This window comes from Streptomyces sp. I05A-00742 (genome assembly GCF_013055795.1).
In the GTDB taxonomy this organism is placed as follows: domain Bacteria; phylum Actinomycetota; class Actinomycetes; order Streptomycetales; family Streptomycetaceae; genus Streptomyces.
The window spans coordinates 1-18,532 of the sequence record NZ_JABETO010000066.1; the positions used below are offsets into that span (position 1 = coordinate 1).

11 protein-coding genes are annotated in these 18,532 nt (G+C 74.4%); 4 read left to right on the top strand and 7 right to left on the bottom strand.

Annotated elements, in window-relative coordinates:
- Positions 1–159: 159 nt before the first annotated feature.
- Both HN013_RS31225 and HN013_RS31230 read left to right on the top strand, forming a co-directional pair.
- Entirely contained in the window at positions 160–963 is an 804-nt protein-coding gene (locus HN013_RS31225) for a polysaccharide deacetylase family protein (RefSeq protein ID WP_171172236.1), read from the top strand.
- Positions 956–5,209, top strand: a complete 4,254-nt coding sequence (locus HN013_RS31230; protein WP_312018769.1) for a lipopolysaccharide biosynthesis protein — start codon at positions 956–958, stop codon at positions 5,207–5,209. Before HN013_RS31225 ends, HN013_RS31230 begins: the two co-directional genes overlap by 8 nt.
- 274 nt (positions 5,210–5,483) lie before the next feature.
- On the opposite strand, the gene HN013_RS31235 is transcribed toward HN013_RS31230, so the two are convergent.
- From HN013_RS31235 to asnB, 3 genes are all read right to left on the bottom strand, one after another.
- Positions 5,484–6,836 (bottom strand): xylan 1,4-beta-xylosidase, encoded by a 1,353-nt coding sequence (locus HN013_RS31235; protein ID WP_171172238.1) that lies wholly within the window; start codon positions 6,834–6,836, stop codon positions 5,484–5,486.
- A 92-nt stretch (positions 6,837–6,928) separates the two neighbouring features.
- Positions 6,929–7,303, bottom strand: coding sequence for a GntR family transcriptional regulator (locus tag HN013_RS31240; RefSeq protein ID WP_171172241.1), 375 nt, complete (start codon positions 7,301–7,303; stop codon positions 6,929–6,931).
- Between the two features lie 126 nt (positions 7,304–7,429).
- Complete coding sequence (asnB, locus tag HN013_RS31245; RefSeq protein WP_171172243.1) at positions 7,430–9,283, bottom strand: asparagine synthase (glutamine-hydrolyzing); 1,854 nt, start codon at positions 9,281–9,283, stop codon at positions 7,430–7,432.
- Between the two features lie 185 nt (positions 9,284–9,468).
- Between asnB and HN013_RS31250 the strand changes: the two genes are divergently transcribed.
- Positions 9,469–10,443: a GNAT family N-acetyltransferase gene (locus tag HN013_RS31250; RefSeq protein ID WP_171172245.1), complete on the top strand. Its 975-nt coding sequence runs from the start codon at positions 9,469–9,471 to the stop codon at positions 10,441–10,443.
- On the opposite strand, the gene HN013_RS31255 is transcribed toward HN013_RS31250, so the two are convergent.
- Positions 10,419–12,098 carry an IucA/IucC family protein gene (locus HN013_RS31255; RefSeq protein WP_171172247.1) on the bottom strand — a complete coding sequence of 560 codons (1,680 nt, stop codon included), beginning with the start codon at positions 12,096–12,098 and terminating at the stop codon, positions 10,419–10,421. The two genes, HN013_RS31250 and HN013_RS31255, sit on opposite strands and share 25 nt — an antisense overlap.
- A 543-nt stretch (positions 12,099–12,641) precedes the next feature.
- Between HN013_RS31255 and HN013_RS31260 the strand changes: the two genes are divergently transcribed.
- Positions 12,642–13,157: a GNAT family N-acetyltransferase gene (locus HN013_RS31260; protein WP_171172249.1), complete on the top strand. Its 516-nt coding sequence runs from the start codon at positions 12,642–12,644 to the stop codon at positions 13,155–13,157.
- A 167-nt stretch (positions 13,158–13,324) separates the two neighbouring features.
- Here the strand turns inward: HN013_RS31260 and HN013_RS31265 are convergent, their stop codons facing one another.
- The 3 genes from HN013_RS31265 to HN013_RS31275 all read right to left on the bottom strand — a co-directional run.
- Entirely contained in the window at positions 13,325–14,218 is an 894-nt protein-coding gene (locus tag HN013_RS31265; RefSeq protein ID WP_171172251.1) for a triacylglycerol lipase, read from the bottom strand.
- 210 nt (positions 14,219–14,428) lie between these two features.
- The gene (locus tag HN013_RS31270) at positions 14,429–15,508 is read right to left on the bottom strand and encodes a DNA polymerase thumb domain-containing protein (RefSeq protein WP_171172253.1); all 1,080 of its coding nucleotides are present in this window, start codon (positions 15,506–15,508) and stop codon (positions 14,429–14,431) included.
- On the bottom strand, positions 15,505–18,532 hold a 3,028-nt coding region (locus HN013_RS31275; RefSeq protein ID WP_171172255.1), incomplete at its 5' end, for a DNA polymerase III subunit alpha. The genes HN013_RS31275 and HN013_RS31270, both read right to left, overlap by 4 nt.

Genomic DNA, 18,532 nt, shown 5'->3' on the forward strand with positions numbered 1-18,532 from the left:
GCGGGCGGCGGCCATCGTCGCGGGGGTGGCCGCGGCGGCGGGCGGCTACGCCCTCGGCCGGGTCCGGGCCCGCCGGGGCGGCGGCCGGTTCACGGTGCCGCACCCCGCACAGCCCGCGGCGGCCCCGCCGCCCTCGTCCGACGGCGGGGAGGCGGGCGGATGACGGCTCCCGCGGAGGTGCCGATCCTCATGTACCACGCGGTGGCCCACTCCCCCGCGCGGGCCACGCACGCGCTGTCGGTCTCGCCGGAGGCCTTCGCCGAGCAGATGCGGCTGCTGGACGCGTCCGGCTTCGTCCCGCTGACGGCCGGGGAACTGGCCGCCCGCTGGCGCGAGAACCGTCCGCTGCCGCCCAGGCCGGTGCTGATCACCTTCGACGACGGCTACGAGGGCGTGCACCGGCACGCCCTCCCCGTACTGGCCGAACGGGCGTTCCCCTCAACGGTGTTCGTGTCCACGGGGTGGCTGCGCGGGCCGTACGACACGGGGGGCGCGCTCGATCTGATGCTCACCTGGGAGCAGCTGCGCGAGCTCGCGGAGTCGGGTGCCGAGATCGGCGGACACAGCCACACGCATCCGCAACTCGATCAACTGCCCGACGACGGGCTGTCGTTCGAGATCGGGCGCTGCCGCGAGATACTCACCCAGGAGCTCGGCCGCCCACCGGAATCGTTCGCCTATCCGTACGGCTACTCCAGCCGCCGGGTGCGGCAGGCGGTGCGCTCGGCCGGCTTCGGGGTCTCCCTGGCGGTGGGCAACGGCATGGCCGCGCGCCGGCAGGGTCCGTACGGGCTGCGCCGGGTGACCGTGCGCCGGACGACGGGGATCGCGGACTTCGAGCGCATGGTCCAGGGCCGGGCGGTCGGCCGGCTGTTCGCGGTCGACCGGGCCCTGACCAAGGGGTACGCCGTCGTCCGCCGGGGCCGGCAGGCGATGAGAAAGGCAAGAGAGGCGCGTGGCTGACACGTCCACCCAGGACCCGTCCGCCGAGGACGTGTCCGCACGGACCGAGGAGCAGACGGTGGCACCGGCGGGCCGCGGGTTCCGGCTGCCGGGGCGGGGCGGGGGCAGCAGCCCGCTGTTCCGCAACGCCTTCGCGCTGATGCTCAACACCGGCATCAGCGCGGTCCTCGGCGTGGGGTTCTGGCTGGTCGCCGCCCGCTACTACAGCGAGGACGCGGTCGGCCGGGGCTCGGCCGCGATCGCCGCCATGAAGCTGCTGGCCGGCCTCACCGCGGTCACCCTGACCGGCGCGCTGGCCCGCTTCATCCCGGTCGCGGGCCGGTCGACCCGCCGGCTGGTGGTCCGCACCTACGCGGGCAGCTCCCTGGTGGTCGCCGTCGCCGCCGGCTTCTTCCTGCTCACCCTCGACCTCTGGGGACCCTCCTACGGGGCGCTCCACAGCCCCCGGAACGGACTGGTGTTCGTCGTCGCCGTGATCGCCTGGTCGCTGCTGACGCTCCAGGACGGGGTACTGACGGGACTGCGCCAGGCGATATGGGTGCCGGTGGGGAACACCGCCTTCTCCGCGGCCAAACTCGCCCTGCTGATCGGCCTGGCGGCGGCGCTGCCGGCGTCCGGGGTGTTCGTCTCCTGGGTGGTGTCGATCTCCGTCTCCGTGCTGCCGCTGGGCTGGCTGGTGTTCCGGCGGCTGGTCCCCTCGCACATCCGGACGACCGGGCCGACCGCCCGTCCGGCGTCCACCCGCGAGATCGGCCGGTTCCTGGCCGGGGACTACACCGGCTCACTGTTCTCGCTGGCCGTCGTCTACCTGGTGCCGGTGCTCGTCGCGTCCCAGATCAGCTCGGCCGAGAACGCGTACTTCTACATCGCCTCCACCATAGGAGGCACGGTCAATCTGCTCGCCATCAACATGGGCGCGTCGCTGACCGTCGAGGGCTCGCACGACCCGGAGCGGCTCGCGGAGAACTGCCGGGCGGCGCTGCGCCGGATGGCCAAGCTCATGATCCCGGTGTGCGGGCTGCTGTTCCTCCTCGCGCCCTGGATCCTCGGTGTCTTCGGGCCCGCCTACACCGAGGCGACCCCGCTGCTGCGCTGGTTCGCGGTGGGGGCGGCGCTGCGGGTGGTCATGGAGACGTACTTCGCCGTCCTGCGGGCGCAGAGCCGGACGGCCGGACTCGCCTGGCTCCAGGGGCTGTTGTGTGCCCTGGTGCTGGGGCTGACCTTGCTGCTCCTGCCCCGGATGGGGCTGACGGGGGCGGGGGTGGCGGAGATCTCCAGCCTCACGGTGATCACGTCCATCGCGGCCGTGAAGCTGTGGGGAGTGCTCCGGGTTCCCGCCCGGCCGCCGGCCCGTGCGGCGGAGCGCGCCGCCGAGGCCGCGCCCGACGGCGATCTCGCGGACCTCTCGGCCCGCGGCGAACGGCGGGTCGAGCGGCGGGGCGAGCGCCGGAGTGAGCGCCGGGGCGAGGCCCGTCCCCGGGGGACGGACGGTGCCTACGGGACGCGCTGGGCGCTGCGGGCGGCTCTGGACGCGGACACGCTGCCGCTGGGCGTACGGCTCGACTTCGACCACCTGGAACGGCGGCCGGACGTACGGCTCTCCCCGGAGGCGCTCGCCCTCCGCGCGGAGGGCACGGGCCGGGCCGGGCACCCGTGGCCGGGCGCGCGCCCGCGCGGTCGCACCGGCGGGGCGGGTCACCCGGACGGGACGGCTGGATCCCCCGTGGCACGGGTAGCGGGGGAGGCGACGGGGTCGGGGTCGGGGACGGGTCGAGGGAAGGGTACGGACGGAACGGTGACGCCGGACAGGACCGGAGAGCTCCGCGAACCGCCGCCGGGTGGAGCCCGGCCCGCGGCCACCCAGCGGCAGGAGGTGACGACCGGGTCGTCCGACCACCCCGGGCCCGCACCGGAGCCGGACGACGCGGACAGGACGGTGACGCTGAGCGGCACGCCGTGGCGCCACGGGCCGACAGCCGATTCGGCGGGGGCCCAAGAGGCAGGAGCGACCCACGAGTCGGGGAGCGCCCGGCAGAACGGCGCCCCGGGGGCTCCGGACGAAGCACAGCTGCCGGTCCGGAAGTTGCCCGGCCCGGCGGCGGAGCACCCGTCGGCTCCGGCGCGCCACCCGGTCCTCGGCGGGAAGCCCCCGGCGCCACCGACTCCCGCGCCTCCGGCCGGACCGGTCGAGTCCGTGCCGCTGCCACCGGCAACGCCACCGCCGCCCGCACCCGCACCCGCACGCGGGTGGCTTGTGCGTCGTGTGGAGGCCGTGGCGGGACTCCTCCTCCTGCTCGCGCTCGCCCTGTACTGGGTGCCGATGACGGCCGCCGGCGAGGTGAACCTCGACGGCATGGGCGGCCTCGGGCTGGTGTCGGTGCTCCCTGCCGCGACCCTGGCCGGCGCGGCCCTGCTGGTCGTGGCGTTCGCCGCCTGCCTGGTGCCCGACCGGCCCCGCACCTGGCTGCTCGCCGCCGTGCTGCTGGCGACCGTGGTGTCCCTGCACGCCGTGCCGGCGGTCCTGGAGGACCGGCCGCGCTTCGCGACGGCCTGGCAGCACCTGGGGTTCCTCGACTACATCGACAGGACCGGCTCCGCCGCGCCCGACCTGGACGCCCGCTGGAGCTGGCCCGGCTTCTTCGCGCTCGCCGCGCTGGCCGCCAGGGCGTGCGGCGTGGACGACCTCACGGAGGTGCTGCGCTGGTGGCCCCTGGCCATCCAGCTGGTCTGCCTCGCCCCGCTGGCGCTGCTGCTGCGGGCCGTGCGGGCGCACTGGCGGGCCAAGTGGACGGCCCTGTGGCTGTTCGCCCTCTGCGGCTGGGTCGGCCAGGACTACTTTTCCCCGCAGTCCCTCAACTACGTCCTCTACCTGCTCTTCGTGGCCGTGCTGCTGGTCTGGTTCCGCTGGCCCGGCGAGCTCCCCGGGAAGCGGCTGCCCGGCGAGCGCCGGGTCGAGCCGGCCGACCGCCGGACGCTGACGCTGCTGCTGGGCCTGCTGATCGCCCTGTTCGCGGCCTCGGTGGCCAGCCACCAGCTCACCCCGTTCGTCATGCTGGGGGTGCTGACCACCCTGGTGCTGGTGCGGCGCTGCACCCTGCGCGGGCTGCCGCTACTGTGCGGGGTGATGTTGGCGGTGTGGGTGGGGTTCCTCGCCGAGCCGTACTGGTCGGGCCACTTCGATGAACTGTTCGGTGGTGTCGGGTCGTTGGGCGGCAACGTCTCGTCGTCCGTCTCCGGACGCATCGAGGGCGGCAACCCCGTCCACAAGCTGGTGCTCTACACCCGGGTGGCGCTCGCCGGGGGCGTCCTCGCGTTCGCCGCCCTCGGCTGGTGGCGCCGCCGCCGCGCCGGCGTCGGCGACACGGCCCTGGTGGTCCTGACCTGTGTGCCGTTCCTGGCCTTCGGCATGCAGTCCTACGGCGGTGAAGTCGCCCTGCGCGTCTTCCTGTTCGCCGTCCCCGGCGCCTGCGTCCTCGCGGCGCTCGCGCTCTTCCCCGCGGCCGCGAGGAAGCCCCGGCCCCTCGTCGCCCCCCTGGGCGCGCTGGCGGCCGGGCTCGTCCTGCTCTTCGGCTTCCTCGTGGCCCGCTGGGGCAACGAGGACTTCGAGCGCGTCCGGCCCGGCGAGGTCGCCGCCATGGACTACGTCCACGCCCACGACGAGCCGACCGTGCGGCTGCTGTGGATGAGCAGCGACACCGTCAACAACGTCACCCCCGCCATGCCCTGGGGCACCCGTGACATGGAACGCGTCCTCTACGAGCCGACCCTCGCCCCGCGCGACCCGGCCCGCGTCTCCGACCTCGTCACCGCCCTGCGGCAGGCCGGCCCCAACTCCTACCTCATCCTCGGCCAAGGCCAGTCCACCTACCTGGAACTCAGCGCCGGCTACCGCGCCGGCTGGGACCTCCGCATACGGCAGGCTCTCGACCGGCGCCCCGAACTCCGCCGCGTCCTCTCCAACCACGACGCCGCCCTCTACGAACTCCGCGACCGGCCCGCCGGCACTCCTGCCGAGCCCCGGCCCGGGCCTGTGGGGCCGCGCGTCACCTGGACGCCCGTCTCGGTGGTCGGGGGGCTCGCGGCGCTTTCGCTGCTGGTGCTGCTGACGGCTCGGGAGCTGTCGCGGGTGGGGATGCGGGTGGGGGTTCGTCAGGGGCGGTGGTTGCAGGGGTCGTTCTGGTTTGCGGTGCCGTTGTTGGTGGTGCTCGTGGCAGTGCTGGTGCAGCGGCTGGTGACGATGTCGTGAGGGTGCCCCGGCCCCGCCCTTTCACCGTTTCTGCGGGGGCGAGCCCCCGCACCCCCCTGAGCGCGCCTGCGGCGCGCGTCCTCAAACGCCGGACGGGCTGAATCGTGCGCCCGGGCGCGACATCCAGCCTGTCCGGCGCTTGAGGACAAGCGGCGAAGCCGCGGGCATGTCAGCCCGTCCGGCGTTTGAGGACAACCGCGCGGAGCGCGGTTTCAGGGGGTCCGGGGATCTCCCCGGGAATCGGCGAAGGGGCGGGTCCGGGGCACAACCCCCCTCACCCCAACCACCGCACCTCGTACCCCTTCAAAACCACCGCCCGCCCATCCACCCGCACACTCGCTTCCTCGTCCCGCGTATTGACAACGAGCAAAACGTCCCGCGACGCAAGCGCCTGCACCCCCTCCCCCCGCACATCCGGCCTCCGCACCCCCTTCCCCACCGGAAACTCCTCCGCGAACCGGGAGAGCAGGTCCATCATGGGCAGCCGCCCACCACCACCGCTCAGCTCGGTGCTGCTCCAGAGGCAGCCCGGGCAGGCGTCGGTGTTGCCCTCGGGGTTCCAGTAGAAGGCGCCGGAGACGCCGGCCTCGGCCATGTTCATCATGGCGGTGGCCTGGACGGCGGTGCGGTGGTCCTCGGTCCAGGCGGCGCGGCGGTCCTGGGTGTCGGGGGGTTCGACGTACCACTCGGCCCACCAGACGGGGAGGCCGGTGGCCTTGCGGAGCCAGGTGGTGACGTCGGCGAACTTGCGGGTGGCGCGGAACTCGTCGGGGAGGAGGCGGCTGCCGTCGCGGGTGTAGCTGGAGCCGTCGACGACGAGGAAGTCGGCGCCGGTCCTGTGCCGGTTCCAGTACTCGAGGGCGTCGATGGCGCGCTGGTCGACGACGCCCCAGGCGCCCTGGAGGGCGGAGGCGTTGGAGGCGGATCCGGGGGCGTTGCTGTCCATGACGACGTACGGGCCGCCGATGAGGACGTCGTCGCGCTGTTTTCGGATCTCCTCGTAAACGAGGTTGTAGAGCTCGGTGTAGCCCTCGTAGTTCCAGCGCTTGCGGGATTCGTCGTAGAAGCCCTTGAGTTCGTTCCAGACGACGAAGTGGTGGACGTCCGGGTAGCGCTTGGCGATCACGCCGGCGAGCCGGGCGAAGTCGCGGTAGTGGGCGCGGTCCGGGGCCTTCTCCAGGGACTTCTGGGCCCAGTCGGTCTGCGCGCCGCCGCCCTTCATCCAGTCGGGGGCGCAGCAGAGGGTGAGGACGGGCGTCCCGGCGGTCCGGCGCATCAGGGCGACCCGGCGGTCGAGGTCGGTGAAGTTGTAGGTGCCGGGCCGGGGTTCGGGGTTGTCGGCGCCCCAGCCCATGATGTGCTGGTTCTGCGGCAGGGATGTGGCGGTGAGCAGCTTGCCGGCGGCCTTCCGGGCGGTGTCCTCGCCGCGGTCGGCGCTGTACTTGGTGTGGGTGAAGCCCCAGCCGACGTCGGCCCGCTCGTCGTGCACCGTGCCGTTCCGGGAGCGCCAGTCGGAGAGAACGAAGGTGAGCAGCAGGGCCAGCGCGCACACCAGGGCCGCGAGCAGGGCGGTCAGCCGCCACCGCCCCCGTATCGACAACGCCGGTCCCCCGGCATGACGTCCCATCACGGGCAAGGGTATCGGCCGAAGGTCCGGTTCGGGGGGTTCCGCCCGAACGGCGGCGGGGAACCCCGGGATCCGGGTCCGCCCGCCGGCGGTCAGCCGTCGTAGACGGCGCGCAGCGCCTGTTCGGCGGCGGTGAGGGCGGCCTCCCGGCCGAGGCCGAGGCGCCGGGCGCGCTCGGCGTAGGCGCGGGCGGCGGCCGCGGCCTCGCGTGCGGCGGTGTCGCCGGGGGCGGCGACGAAGGTGCCGTTGCGGCCGTGTGTCTCGATCACGCCGTCGGTCTCCAGGGCCCGGTACGCCTTGGCCACGGTGTTGGCGGCGAGCCCCAGTTCCTCGGCGAGGCCGCGGACGGTCGGGAGCCGGTAGCCGACGGGGAGCGCTCCCGTGCGGGCCTGTTCGGCGATGCGGGCGCGGATCTGCTCGTAGGGCGGTTCGGGGGCGTCCGGTTCGACGGTCACGTGCAAGGCCACGGGGGTCTCCTGGCTGGCGGGGCGGTGTGCGCCACCCATTGTGCGCCGTCCGGCCCGTGGCACCGGGCACCCCGAGGGGGCGCGCCACGGCCGTCCGGGGGCGCCCCCTCGTCCGTACCGCCGCGGCTACAGCCGCAGGTCGATACCGCCGGTGCGCAGCCAGGAGTCGAGGCCGAGCACGAGTTCGGTGGCGCCGCGGTAGTGGTCCCCGGCGTCCTCGGCGAGGGCTTCCCTCAGGGCGTCCTCGCGGAGCAGGGACCGCACGGGCGCGTCCCGGTCGGCGGCGATCTCGCGGAGTCCGGCGCGGAGCGCGTCCCCGTAGCGGGGGTCCTGGGTCGCCGGGTAGGGGCTCTTGACGCGGTCGGCGACCACGTCGGGGAGCACGTCGCGGACGGCGGCGCGCAGCAGGGACTTCTCGCGGCCGTCGAAGGTCTTCATCGCCCAGGGGGTGTTGAAGACGTAGGAGACGAGGCGGTGGTCGCAGAAGGGCACCCGGACCTCCAGGCCGGTGGCCATGCTGGCGCGGTCCTTGCGGTCGAGGAGGATCTGGACGAACCGGGTGAGGTGCAGATGGCAGACTTCGCGCATGCGCTTCTCCAGCCCGGTCTCGCCGGGCAGCCGGGGCACCTCGGCGAGGGCCTCGCGGTAGCGGGCCTCGGTGTAGCCGGGGACGTCGACGGCGTCGAGGACGTCCTTGGCGAGGAGGTCGCCGAGCCCGCCGTGTCCGCCGGAGAAGAGGTGGGCGACGCCGGCCGCGACCCAGGGGAAGGTGTCGGCGTGCGCGGACCCGTCGTGGAACCACTTGTAGCCGCCGAAGACCTCGTCGGCGGACTCTCCGGAGAGGGCGACGGTGGACTGCTCCCGTATCGCCTTGAAGAGGAGGTAGAGGGAGGTGTCGCCGTCGCCGAAGCCGGTGGGCAGGTCCCGGGCGGTGAGCACGGCCCGCCGGTGGCGGGGGTCCATCAGGGCGGCGGTGTCCAGGACGATGTCACGGTGGTCGGAGCGCACGTGTTCGGCGAGGGCGTGGGCGTACGGGCCGTCGGGGGTGCCGCGCAGGTCGTCGGGGACGAAGTGGTCGGTCTGGCCGGTGAAGTCGACGGAGAACGAGCGCACGGGCCCGCGTCCCGCCTCCGCGAGGCCCTTGGCGGCGAGCGCGGTGATGGCGGACGAGTCGAGTCCGCCGGAGAGCAGGGTGCACAGCGGGACGTCGGCGATGAGCTGGCGGGTGACGATGTCGTCGAGGAGTTCGCGGATGTGCGCGACGGTGGTGGGGATGTCGTCGGTGTGCTCGTGGGCCTCCAGCGCCCAGTAGCGCCGGACGGTGATCCCGTCCCGGCGGACACGGACGGTGTGTCCCGGCCGCACCTCGTGCAGGCCGTCGTAGACGCCGTGGCCCGGGGTCTTGACGAAGGCGAGGACTTCGGCGAGCCCCTCGGTGCCCACGGTGGCGCGGACGCCGGGGTGGGCGAGGACGGCCTTCTGCTCGGAGCCGAAGAGGACGCCGTCGGGGGTGGGGCGGTAGAAGAGCGGCTTGATGCCCATGCGGTCGCGGACGAGGAGGAGTTCTTCCGTGCGCGGGTCCCAGAGGGCGAAGGCGTACATGCCGTTGAGGCGTTCGGTGAACGCCTCGCCCCACTCCAGGTAGGCGTGCAGCACGACCTCGGTGTCGCTGCTGGTGCGGAACACGTGCCCGCGTCCGGCGAGTTCGGAGCGCAGCTCGCGGTAGTTGTACACCTCGCCGCTGTAGGTGAGGGCCAGTTGGGTGCGTCCGTCGTGTTCGGCGAGCATCGGCTGCCGGCCGCCCTCGATGTCGATGACGGCCAGCCTGCGGTGGCCGAGGGCGGCGTGCGTGTCCGTCCAGAGGCCCGAGGCGTCCGGGCCGCGGCACTCCATGGTCCGCGTCATCCGCTCCAGCGTGCCGCGCGCGGCCGCGGTGGTGAGGTCCTGGTCGTAGGCGATCCATCCGGTGATCCCGCACATGTCGCGGTGTCCCCTTTCGGCAGTCGCCCCGGGTGTCCCGGGGCATGGCTCGACCCCCGTTCGGCACGGGCCGCCGTCTCCGTCGCGGCCCGTGCCGGAGACGCTACGCCCATATAGATGTATGTACCAACCATAAGAGGTAAAACCTTTTGCAACTCCCTCGCCGGCTCGCCTACCGTCCGCGCATGCCCTTCACCGTCCGGGACCTCACCCCCGCCGACGCGCACGCCGTCGCCGAAGTCCGCCGCGCCGCCGCGCCGTTCATGGTCTGCGCGCCGGAGATGATCAGCTGGGAGGCCGGACAGGCGCCTCCCGGGCAGCGCTTCCGCCACCTCGTCACCGAGTCCGGCGGCCGGGTCACCGGCTCCGTCCGCATGGGCCTGTACCCGGACAACGGCGAGGACGGCCAGGCGTTCGCGAACCCGTACGCCGATCCCCGCGTCGGGGAGCGGGAGGCCGACGCGACGGCCTCGGCCCTCCTGCGGGCGGCCGAGGAGTACCTCGCCGGGATCGGCGCCCGGTCGGTCTTCATCCGGGTGACGGACGACGGGCGCTCCCCCGCCCGGGCCGAACGGCACGGCTACCGGCGGCTGCGCCGGTCCGGTTACCTCCGGCTCGACCTCGCCGGCACCCCGCTGCCGCCGGAGGCGGAGCCGCCCCGGGGCGTCGAACTGCGCCCCTTCACCGCCTTCGCCGACGACCCCCGCCCGATCCACGCGCTGGACATGGAGACCGTCCAGGACGAACCGTGCGACATTCCGGCCGAGATCCTGTCGTACGAGGCGTGGCTCGCCCACGAGTGGCGGCAGCCGGACATCGACCACTCCCTCTCGACCGTCGCCGTCGCGGACGGTGTGGCCGTCGCCTTCACCCTCGTCCGGACCGACGGGCTCGGCCGGATGATGTCCGGCATGACCGGCACGGCACGGTCGCACCGCGGCCGGGGCCTGGCCAAACTCACCAAGAACCGCGCCCTCCACCTGGCGCGGGCGGCCGGCTGCACGGAGGCGTTCACCTGCAACGACGCGGAGAACGGGCCCATGCTGGCGATCAACAAGTGGTTCGGCTACGAGTGGACCGCGGCGGACTGGCGGTACGTGCGGGAACTCCGGGAGCCCGACGGCCGGGAGGCCGCTCAATCACCGGCGGCGGCCAGGTAGTTCGGCCCGTTCAGATAGCGCCGCCCCGCACCGCCGGTGACCGCGGCCCGGACCGGCAGTGCCCCGGAGTCCAGCAGCCGGGTGCGGAGCACCGTCGCGGCGCCGGGCGGGACGCGGTCCACGGCCTCGGCGAGCCGGTCGCGCACCAGCCGCAGCCATCCGGCCCGGCTGCCGCGGCCGTCCCGGGCGAACGCGTCCAGGGGTTCCACCGCGCACCGGTACAGGGCGCCGGTGGCGAGGGCGTCGGCGACGGGCCCGTCGTGCCCGGCGAGGGTCCGCCGGTCGGCGAAGCCGAGGAGGTCCGCCGCCTGCCCGCCGAGCCGCGAGGCGAACCGCACCCCGTTCACCAGGAGCCCGCCGGGGGTTCCGTACAGCAGCCGCAGCCGGGGGCGGCCGCGGTGCGCGTCGAGCACCACCGACAGGCTCCGCGGGTGGACGTCCAGGGCCACGCCGTAGGAGAAGAGGGTGGTGTGCCAGTCCAGGAGCAGCGTCACCCAGGCGTCGGCGAAGGCGGGCAGCGACCCGCCGTAGTGGCGCGCGGCGAGGGCGTCCGCGACCGTTCCGCCGTCGGGCGTCCGGGCGGGCAGCGCGGCGACGGGCACCACCTGCGCGTCGGCCGGGTCCGGGCGGTGAAGCACCCGGGCGGCGAGCAGGGGGTGCCCGGCGCGCAGGTACGCGCTCCCGTCGGCCGGGAGGACGGACCCGACGAACCGCGGTTCGCACAACAGGACCTCCTCCAGGAGCCGTTGTGCCACCACACCGTCGGCGAGCGCCCCCGGCCACGCGTCCGGAACGGCTCCGGCGAGCGGCACCTCGACCCGCGTCGCCGGTGCGTCGGCCGGGGCGAGCGTCCCCGCCGACCGCGTCGGCACGACGTCCGCCCAGGGCTTCTCGGCGAGGTGCGCCCTGCCCTCCAGTCCGGCGGCGCGCAGCGCCCCGTCGAGCGGTTCGCCCGCGGTCAGCGGGTGCACCGGCAGCATCGTGTGCGTGGCGTCCAGGCCGGACAGGCCGAGCGCGTCCGGTCCTGGCCACCACTCCGGGAGGTCCCCCGGGCCGCGATGGACGGCCTCCCGCGGCAGGGCGAGCCAGCGCAGTCCGAAGCAGGGGTGGAACTCGGGGGCGTAGGCCGTGAGTTCGCCGGGGCCGAGCGCCGCGCGGCCCGTGGGAAGGCCGGGTTCGGGACGGAGTGCGGCGAGCACGTCGAAGGCGAGGGCGCCGCGCGGTCCGGTCCACTCGGCGGCGGTACGCCCGTACAGCGCGGCCAGCCGCTCGGTGACGTCCCCGCGCGCCCGTTCGCGCAGCCGCAGGACCTCCAGCTCCGCCGCGCACGCGGCGGCGAACGCGTCGAACCCGGCGCGCTCGTCCGGATCCGCCGCCGCACGCAGCCGGTTCAGCACCGCGTCCAGGCCGGTGACGACGCCGTCCGCGGTCTCCAGCAGCGGGGCGCGGATCCGGACCGCGCACTGGAGCCCGTCGTGGACGACCGGCAGCAGTAACGATTCTCCCGCCACGGTCAGCGCCAGCCGGTCGCCGTCCGGACGGCTCTCGGTCCGCGCCGTGCTGCGCAGCCGGCAGACGTCCTCCCGCAGCAGGGCGTCGAGCACGCGGACGACGAGCCCGCCCTCCACGCCGTCGGCCCCGTCGTGCTCACTCATGACATCTCCCCTGGATCGGTGCGGGTGCCGGACACCGTGCCGACGGCCCGTTGAACACGACGGACAGGGCGGTTCGCGTCCGGGGACGGACGCCGCCGCCGAAGGGGCCGCCGGGTCTGCGTCTGCGGCCGCCGGGCCGGGCGGTCGCGAGGGGGGAGCCCTCGGGGGAAACGGAGGTGAACGAGAGGAGCAGCCGCACGGGAGTGCCTTTCGGGCCGAGGGCAGGGTGCGCGGAGACGCGAACGGACGGGGCGGGCACGGCGGTTCGGCACGGCCGGCCCCCGGTCCGACGGCGTTCGGGGAGGGGTCGCTACTCGGGAATCGCGACGCCGACGGCGATCGCATGCAGGGGCGCGGGGCGTGTGCGAGGGTCCGTGACGGGACGGAGAGGGAACTCGGTCACGGAACCGACATTAGGTTAGGCAACCCTAAATTTGTCAATTCACTAACGCAGTATGGGACTTATATCCCATATATCCACCCACCCGCAGCCCTCCGGAAAGTCGTTTGCTCCCCTGGGCCGGCACCTGGAACGGTCACCCCATGCCCGAAGAGGAGATCATCACACGCCCCCTGGACCCGGACGAATGGCGGCTCTACCGCTCCGTCCGCCTGACCGCGCTCGCGGACACGCCCGAGGCGTTCGGCTCCACGTGGGACCGGGAGAACGCCTTCCCCGAGGAACTGTGGCGGGAGCGCCTCTCCCGGCGCAACACGTTCCTGGCCGAACGGCGCGGAGAGGCCTGCGGGCTGGTCGGCGTGGTCCCCACGGGCCCCCGGACCGCCGAGCTCGTCTCCCTCTGGGTGGCCGCCGGCGCCCGCGGCACAGGCGCCGGCGGCCTGCTCGTGGACGCGGCCGTCGGCTGGGCGGCGGACCGCGGACTCGCCGAGATCCGGCTCTGGGTCACGGACGGCAACGACCGCGCCGAACGGCTGTACCGGAGAAAGGGTTTCGCCCGGACGGGAGAGTCCCAGCCCCTCCGGGCGGACGACGACCTGACGGAATCCGCCATGGCCCGGCCCGTGCGCCGCGGCTTGAACCCTCGGGCCACTCACTGACGTACGGGAACCCCCCGCCCCCACAACTCCTCCGCGTGCTCCGCAAAACGGTCGAACAGTCCGCCGCGCGGTGCCGGTATCTCCCGGAGGGCGCGAAGGAGCGCCCGCCCCCGCCTTTCGGTGGGTACGGGCGCTCCCGGAGCGTGAAGAAACGATTCTTCGGGAGGTCAGCTCACCATGTCGGCACAAGTGGCCGGCTTGGCGTGGGACGGGTCCAGGGCGTTGGTGACCTCCTTGAAGGCGACGCGGTCTATGGTGCCGATCGCGAGGTGTTCGGAGAGGTCGACGGAGCAGCGGTCCTGGAGCAGGATGTTGCGGACGTCGGGGCCGGAGAGGTAGGCGGTGCGGTACGGGGTGACGACCTCGTCGTACTTGGTGGCGATGACGGTGTAGCGGACGCCGGGGACCGTGTCGGGGCGGGAGTTCATCTTCTTGATGAAGTCGGAGCCGACGGCCTGGTCGGTGAGGCCGGGGGCGGTGCCGTGGATGGCCTCGCGGGCGCCGGGGATCAGGTCCATGAGCTTGGTCAGGCCGGAGAGGGTCGTGCCGTGGTTGGACGGGGCGAGTCCGGTCAGGGAGTTCACCTTGCCCGCGCCGTCCAGGAAGTTGAGGTAGTAGCGCGGCATCACGCCGCCGCCCTGGGAGTGGCCGACGAGGTCCACCTTCTGCGCGCCGGTGGCCTTGCGGACCTTGTCCACGAAGGTGGAGAGCTGGCCGGCCGACTTGGCGACCGGGCCGAGGCCGTTGAAGACGGGGACGCCGGGCAGCTGGCCGTAGTCCAGCGAGTAGACGCAGTAGCCGCGGTTCACCAGGTAGGGCGCGAGGAAGACCCAATTGTCCACGGAGTTGGCGAGGGTGCCGTGGACGAGGACGACGGGCCGGGGGTGGGCGGACGACGGCTTGCAGGAGTAGTTGTTCCAGCCACTGCTGACCGTCTGCGCACCGGCGGGGGCGGCCGGTGCGGCGGATCCGAAGGCCAGCACGAGGGCGAGCGCGGGCAGCAGGGTGCAGAGGATTCTGAAGACGCTGCGGATACGAGGGAGTCTTCGGGTGCCGATCATGAGGGGAACCTCGCAGGTGGGGGAGGGCGCACGGCAGCGGCACGATGGTCCGGGGGGGCCTCGCGCTGAAAGGGCATCAACTTACGTGCGAGTAGGTTGCGTGAAGGTCATAACTTCGTCAAGAAGTTCGACATGTATTCGTTCGCACGAATTCGGCCAGTTACCTGGCAGTAACAGATAGGTGGTAAAGGGCAGTCCGCACTCGGGCGGTCAGGCGACGTGCAGCGCCGCCGCCGGCCCCACCGCCGACGGGCCGAAGCGCGCCCGCGCCCGGTCGACGGCGGCCTCGACCCGGCGCGCCTTGTCGTCGGCGGCGTCGAACGTCAGCTGGTGCGGGACCCCTTCGGCGTCGGTGAGCCCCTCGGCGCGCAGCGCCACCGCCCGCACCCGGGCCCGCTGCAGGCCGAGCGCGCCGTGCAGGTCGTACGCCACGGCGGTCAGCTCCGGGGTGTGCGCGGTCGGTTCGGCGAAGGTCCTGGTCCGGGTCGTGGCGGAGCCGTCGGCGTACCGGACGGTGAGGGTGAGGCCGCGGGCGGCCTGGCCGCTCTCCCGCAGCCGGGCGCCCAGCCCGTCGGCGAGCGCGAGCAGGGCGCGCCGGCGGTGGGCCGGGTCCAGTTCGTCGGTTGCGAAGCGGTGTTCCGCCCCCATCGAACGGGCCCGCGCCTCAGGGGTGACCGGCGTGGGGTCGATGCCGCGCGCCCGCTCGTGGAGGGTCCGCCCGGCGGCCGCGCCGAGGATGCGCTGGAGCGCGGGGAGCGGCGCGGCGGCGATCCGGCCGACGCTGTCGAGCCCGTACGCGCACAGGGTGCGGGCGGTGGCGGGGCCCACCCCGTGCAGCGCCGCGGCCGGCCGGCGGGCCAGGAAGGCGGCCACCTCGTCCTCGTCCGCCGGGAGCACGCGGACCGTGCCGGGCGCCGCGTCCCGCGCGGCCATCCGCGCCAGCATCGGGTTGGCGGCGACGCCGACCGCGCAGTCGGTGCCGTACCGGGCGAGGCTCCGGACCCGCAGCAGGGCGGCGATCCCGGCGGGGTCCCGGCCGAAGTACCGCGTGGCGCCCCGGACGTCGGCGAGCGCGGCGGCGGGCGGGAGCGCCTGGACGACGGGGGTCACCTCCGCGAGCAGGGCGAGGAGGCCGTCGTAGATCTCCTCATCGAGGGGCCCGTCCGCGGCGGGGTGGAAGTGCACGCACAGGACGGGGGTCTCCCCGCCGGCCTCCGCCGCCGGTCGCGGCCGCCGGACCGGCGCACCCTCCGGCAAAGGGGGAACCGGGGTCAGTCTCCGTCCGTTCATCGTCCCGCACTCCCCTGGCTCGCGTGCCACAACTTCCGCCCCGTGGCCTCCCCTTCGCCCGCCGGCCGCAGGTCGGCCCACGGGTGCATCGCGTATCCGGTGGGCAGCTCGATACGGCGCTGCGGACCGGCGGGCTGCTCCTCCGGTGGCCGGGCCAGCAGTTCGGCCACCGCCTCCAGGCCGCCCTCGGCCCGGAGGGCGACGAGCTCCGCCAGGTTCCACGCCCGGGTGCCGACCACGCTCAGGCTGCGCGGCCCGCGCCGCTGGACCGTGCCGCGGACCAGCAGCAGCCAGGAGTGGAAGACCGTGTGGGCGCAGGCCGCGTGGGAGTCGTCGAAGAACGCGCAGTCCACCAGTCCCGTGCCGTCGTCCAGGGTCGCGAAGACCACCCGCCTGCCGGACCGGACCGGCGGGGTCTGGGTGGCGGCCTTGGCGCCCGCGACCAGCACGGTCTCGCCGTGCCGCGCGTCGCGCAGCCGGCTCGCCGGGAGCGCGCCCAACTCCCGCAGGAACGCCCGGTGGTCGGTCATCAGATGGCGCGAGGTGTCCATGCCGAGCACGTTCAGCTCGGCGCCCAGGCGCTCCTTCGCGTCGAGGTCGGGCAGGCCGATCGGCTCCGTCCGCGCGTCGTCGACCAGGGTCGGCTGGGCGGTGGGCCCCCGCTGGTGGCGGTGGAGCTCCGCGAGGTGCAGCAGCAGGTCGCGGCGGTTGGTGCCGAACGCGTCCAACGCGCCGACGCGCGCCAGCCGTTCGGCGACGGGGAGGCCGGGCCTGGCCCGCCGCCACAGGTCCTGGAGCGAGGTGTACGGGCGGCCGGCGACGATCCGTTCCGTCTCGGCCGCGGTGATGCCGTGCACCTCGGAGAGGGCGAGACGGACCCCGAACCGCCTCTCAGACACCAGTTCGATTCGATAGGCGGCGTCCGAACGGTTCACATCCAGCGGCAGCACCGGCACCCCGTGCCGCCGCGCGTCCGCCAGCAGCAGCCGCTTCGGGTACATCCCCGGGTCGTGGGTGAGCAGTCCGGCGTAGAACGCGGCCGGGTGGTGCGCCTTGAGCCAGGCCGACTGGTAGGTGGGCACGGCGAAGGCGACCGCGTGCGCCTTGCAGAAGCCGTACGAGCCGAACGCCTCGACGATCTCCCAGGTGCGGCGGACCACGTCGGCGGAGTAGCCGCGCTCCGCCGCCCGTGCCGCGAACCACGCCCGTACCCGGCCCAGCAGTTCGGGGTTGGAGAGCGCGCGCCGGGTCTCGTCCGCGGAGCCCCGGTCGCAGCCGGTCATGATCCGCAGGATCTCGATGATCTGCTCGTGGAAGACGACCACGCCGTGGGTCTCCCTCAGCACCTCCGCCAGGTCCGGGTGCGGATAACGGGCGGGCGCGCGGCCGTGCCGGGCCTCGATGAAGGGGCGCACCATGTCGGCGGCGACCGGGCCCGGCCGGAACAGCGAGATGTCGACGACGAGGTCGTGGAAGTTCTCGGGCTGGAGCCGGCCGATCAGATCGCGCTGGCCGGGCGACTCGATCTGGAAGCAGCCGAGCGTCTCGGCGGAGCGGATCAGCGCGTACGTCCGCCGGTCGCCCGGGCGCACCTGCCCGGGGTCGTCGAGGTCGATACGGCGGCCGGTGGCCCGTTCGACCTCGTCCACCGCGTGCGCCATCGCGGACTGCATCCGCACGCCCAGCACGTCGAGCTTGAGCAGGCCCAGCTCCTCCACGTCGTCCTTGTCGAACTGGGACATGGGGAAGCCCTCGCCGCTCGTCGGCACGACGGGGGTGCGGGCGCGCAGGGTCGCGTCCGACAGCAGGACGCCGCACGGGTGCATGGCGACGCCGCGCGGCAGCGCGTCCAGCGCCTCGGTCAGCTCCCACAGCCGCCCGTACCGCTCCGGCCGGATCCCGCGCAGCTCCGGCAGTTCGGCGAGCGCGGCCCGCGCGTCGCGCGCCCGGATGTGCGGGAACGCCTTGGCGAGGCGGTCCACCTCGGCGGGGTCCATGGCGAGGGCGGCGCCCACGTCGCGGAGGGCGTGCCGGACCCGGTAGGTCTCGGGCATGGCGACGGTCGCGACCCGCTCGGGGCCGAAGCGGTCGAAGATCGCCCGGTAGACGTCCAGCCGGCGCGCGGACTCGACGTCGATGTCGATGTCGGGCAGCGCGGCCCGCCGGGTGGACAGGAACCGCTCCATCAGCAGGCCGTGTTCGACCGGGTCGGCGCCGGCGATGCCCAGCAGGTGGTTGACCAGCGAGCCGGCGCCGGAGCCGCGGGCGGCCACGCGGACGCCGAGGTCGCGGGCGTCGTCGACGACCCGGGCGACGGTGAGGAAGTACGAGGCGAAGCCGCGGTGCCCGATGATGGCCAGCTCGTCGTCCAGCCGGTCGCGGTACTCCCGGGCGCGGGCGCCCCGGTCGAGGCCGCGCAGCACCAGGCCGGCGGTGCAGCGGGAGCGCAGCACCCGGTCGGCGGTGCGCCGGTCCGCGCCGACCAGGCGCGGCTCGGGGAAGTGGACCGAGCCGAGGCCGAGGTCGTCCTCGGGGTCGACGCGGCAGGCGGCGGCGGTCTCCTCGGTGGTGGCGAGCAGCCGGTGGGCGGCGTCGCGGCGCAGCCCGGCGGCCTCCGCGATCCGCTCGGCCGCGGCGGCCATGGCGCCGGGGTCCTTGAGCCAGCGCTCGCCGCCGTCCAGCGCCCCGGGCCGGCGGAAGTCGATGGGGACCAGCCGGCGGGCGGCGTCGAGCACGTCGGCGACGGGCCCCTGGCCGGGGTCGGCGTAGCGCGCGGCGTTGCTCAGGACGGCCGGTACGCCCTGGTCGGCGGCGAAGCCGACGGTACGGGCGGCGAGCCGCAGCGAGCCGGGGCCGGTGCCGGTGCGGCCGTGCCGGACGGCCTCCAGCCGGAGGGCGGTGCCGAACGTTTCGCGCCAGGGCGCGAGCAGCCGGGCGGCCCGGTCGGGGCGTCCGGCGGCGAGGGCGCGGCCGACCTCGGAGTCCGGGCCGAGCAGCACGGTCACCGGCGGGCGGGGCCCGGCC

What these genes read in the sequence shown, in the direction of transcription:
- HN013_RS31225 (WP_171172236.1), top strand. Translation starts at nt 160, where the DNA reads ATGACGGCTCCCGCGGAGGTGCCGATCCTCATGTACCACGCGGTGGCC.
- HN013_RS31235 (WP_171172238.1), bottom strand. Translation starts at nt 6,836, where the DNA reads ATGGGACGTCATGCCGGGGGACCGGCGTTGTCGATACGGGGGCGGTGG.
- asnB (WP_171172243.1), bottom strand. Translation starts at nt 9,283, where the DNA reads ATGTGCGGGATCACCGGATGGATCGCCTACGACCAGGACCTCACCACC.
- HN013_RS31250 (WP_171172245.1), top strand. Translation starts at nt 9,469, where the DNA reads ATGCCCTTCACCGTCCGGGACCTCACCCCCGCCGACGCGCACGCCGTC.
- HN013_RS31255 (WP_171172247.1), bottom strand. Translation starts at nt 12,098, where the DNA reads ATGAGTGAGCACGACGGGGCCGACGGCGTGGAGGGCGGGCTCGTCGTC.
- HN013_RS31260 (WP_171172249.1), top strand. Translation starts at nt 12,642, where the DNA reads ATGCCCGAAGAGGAGATCATCACACGCCCCCTGGACCCGGACGAATGG.
- HN013_RS31265 (WP_171172251.1), bottom strand. Translation starts at nt 14,218, where the DNA reads ATGATCGGCACCCGAAGACTCCCTCGTATCCGCAGCGTCTTCAGAATC.
- HN013_RS31270 (WP_171172253.1), bottom strand. Translation starts at nt 15,508, where the DNA reads ATGAACGGACGGAGACTGACCCCGGTTCCCCCTTTGCCGGAGGGTGCG.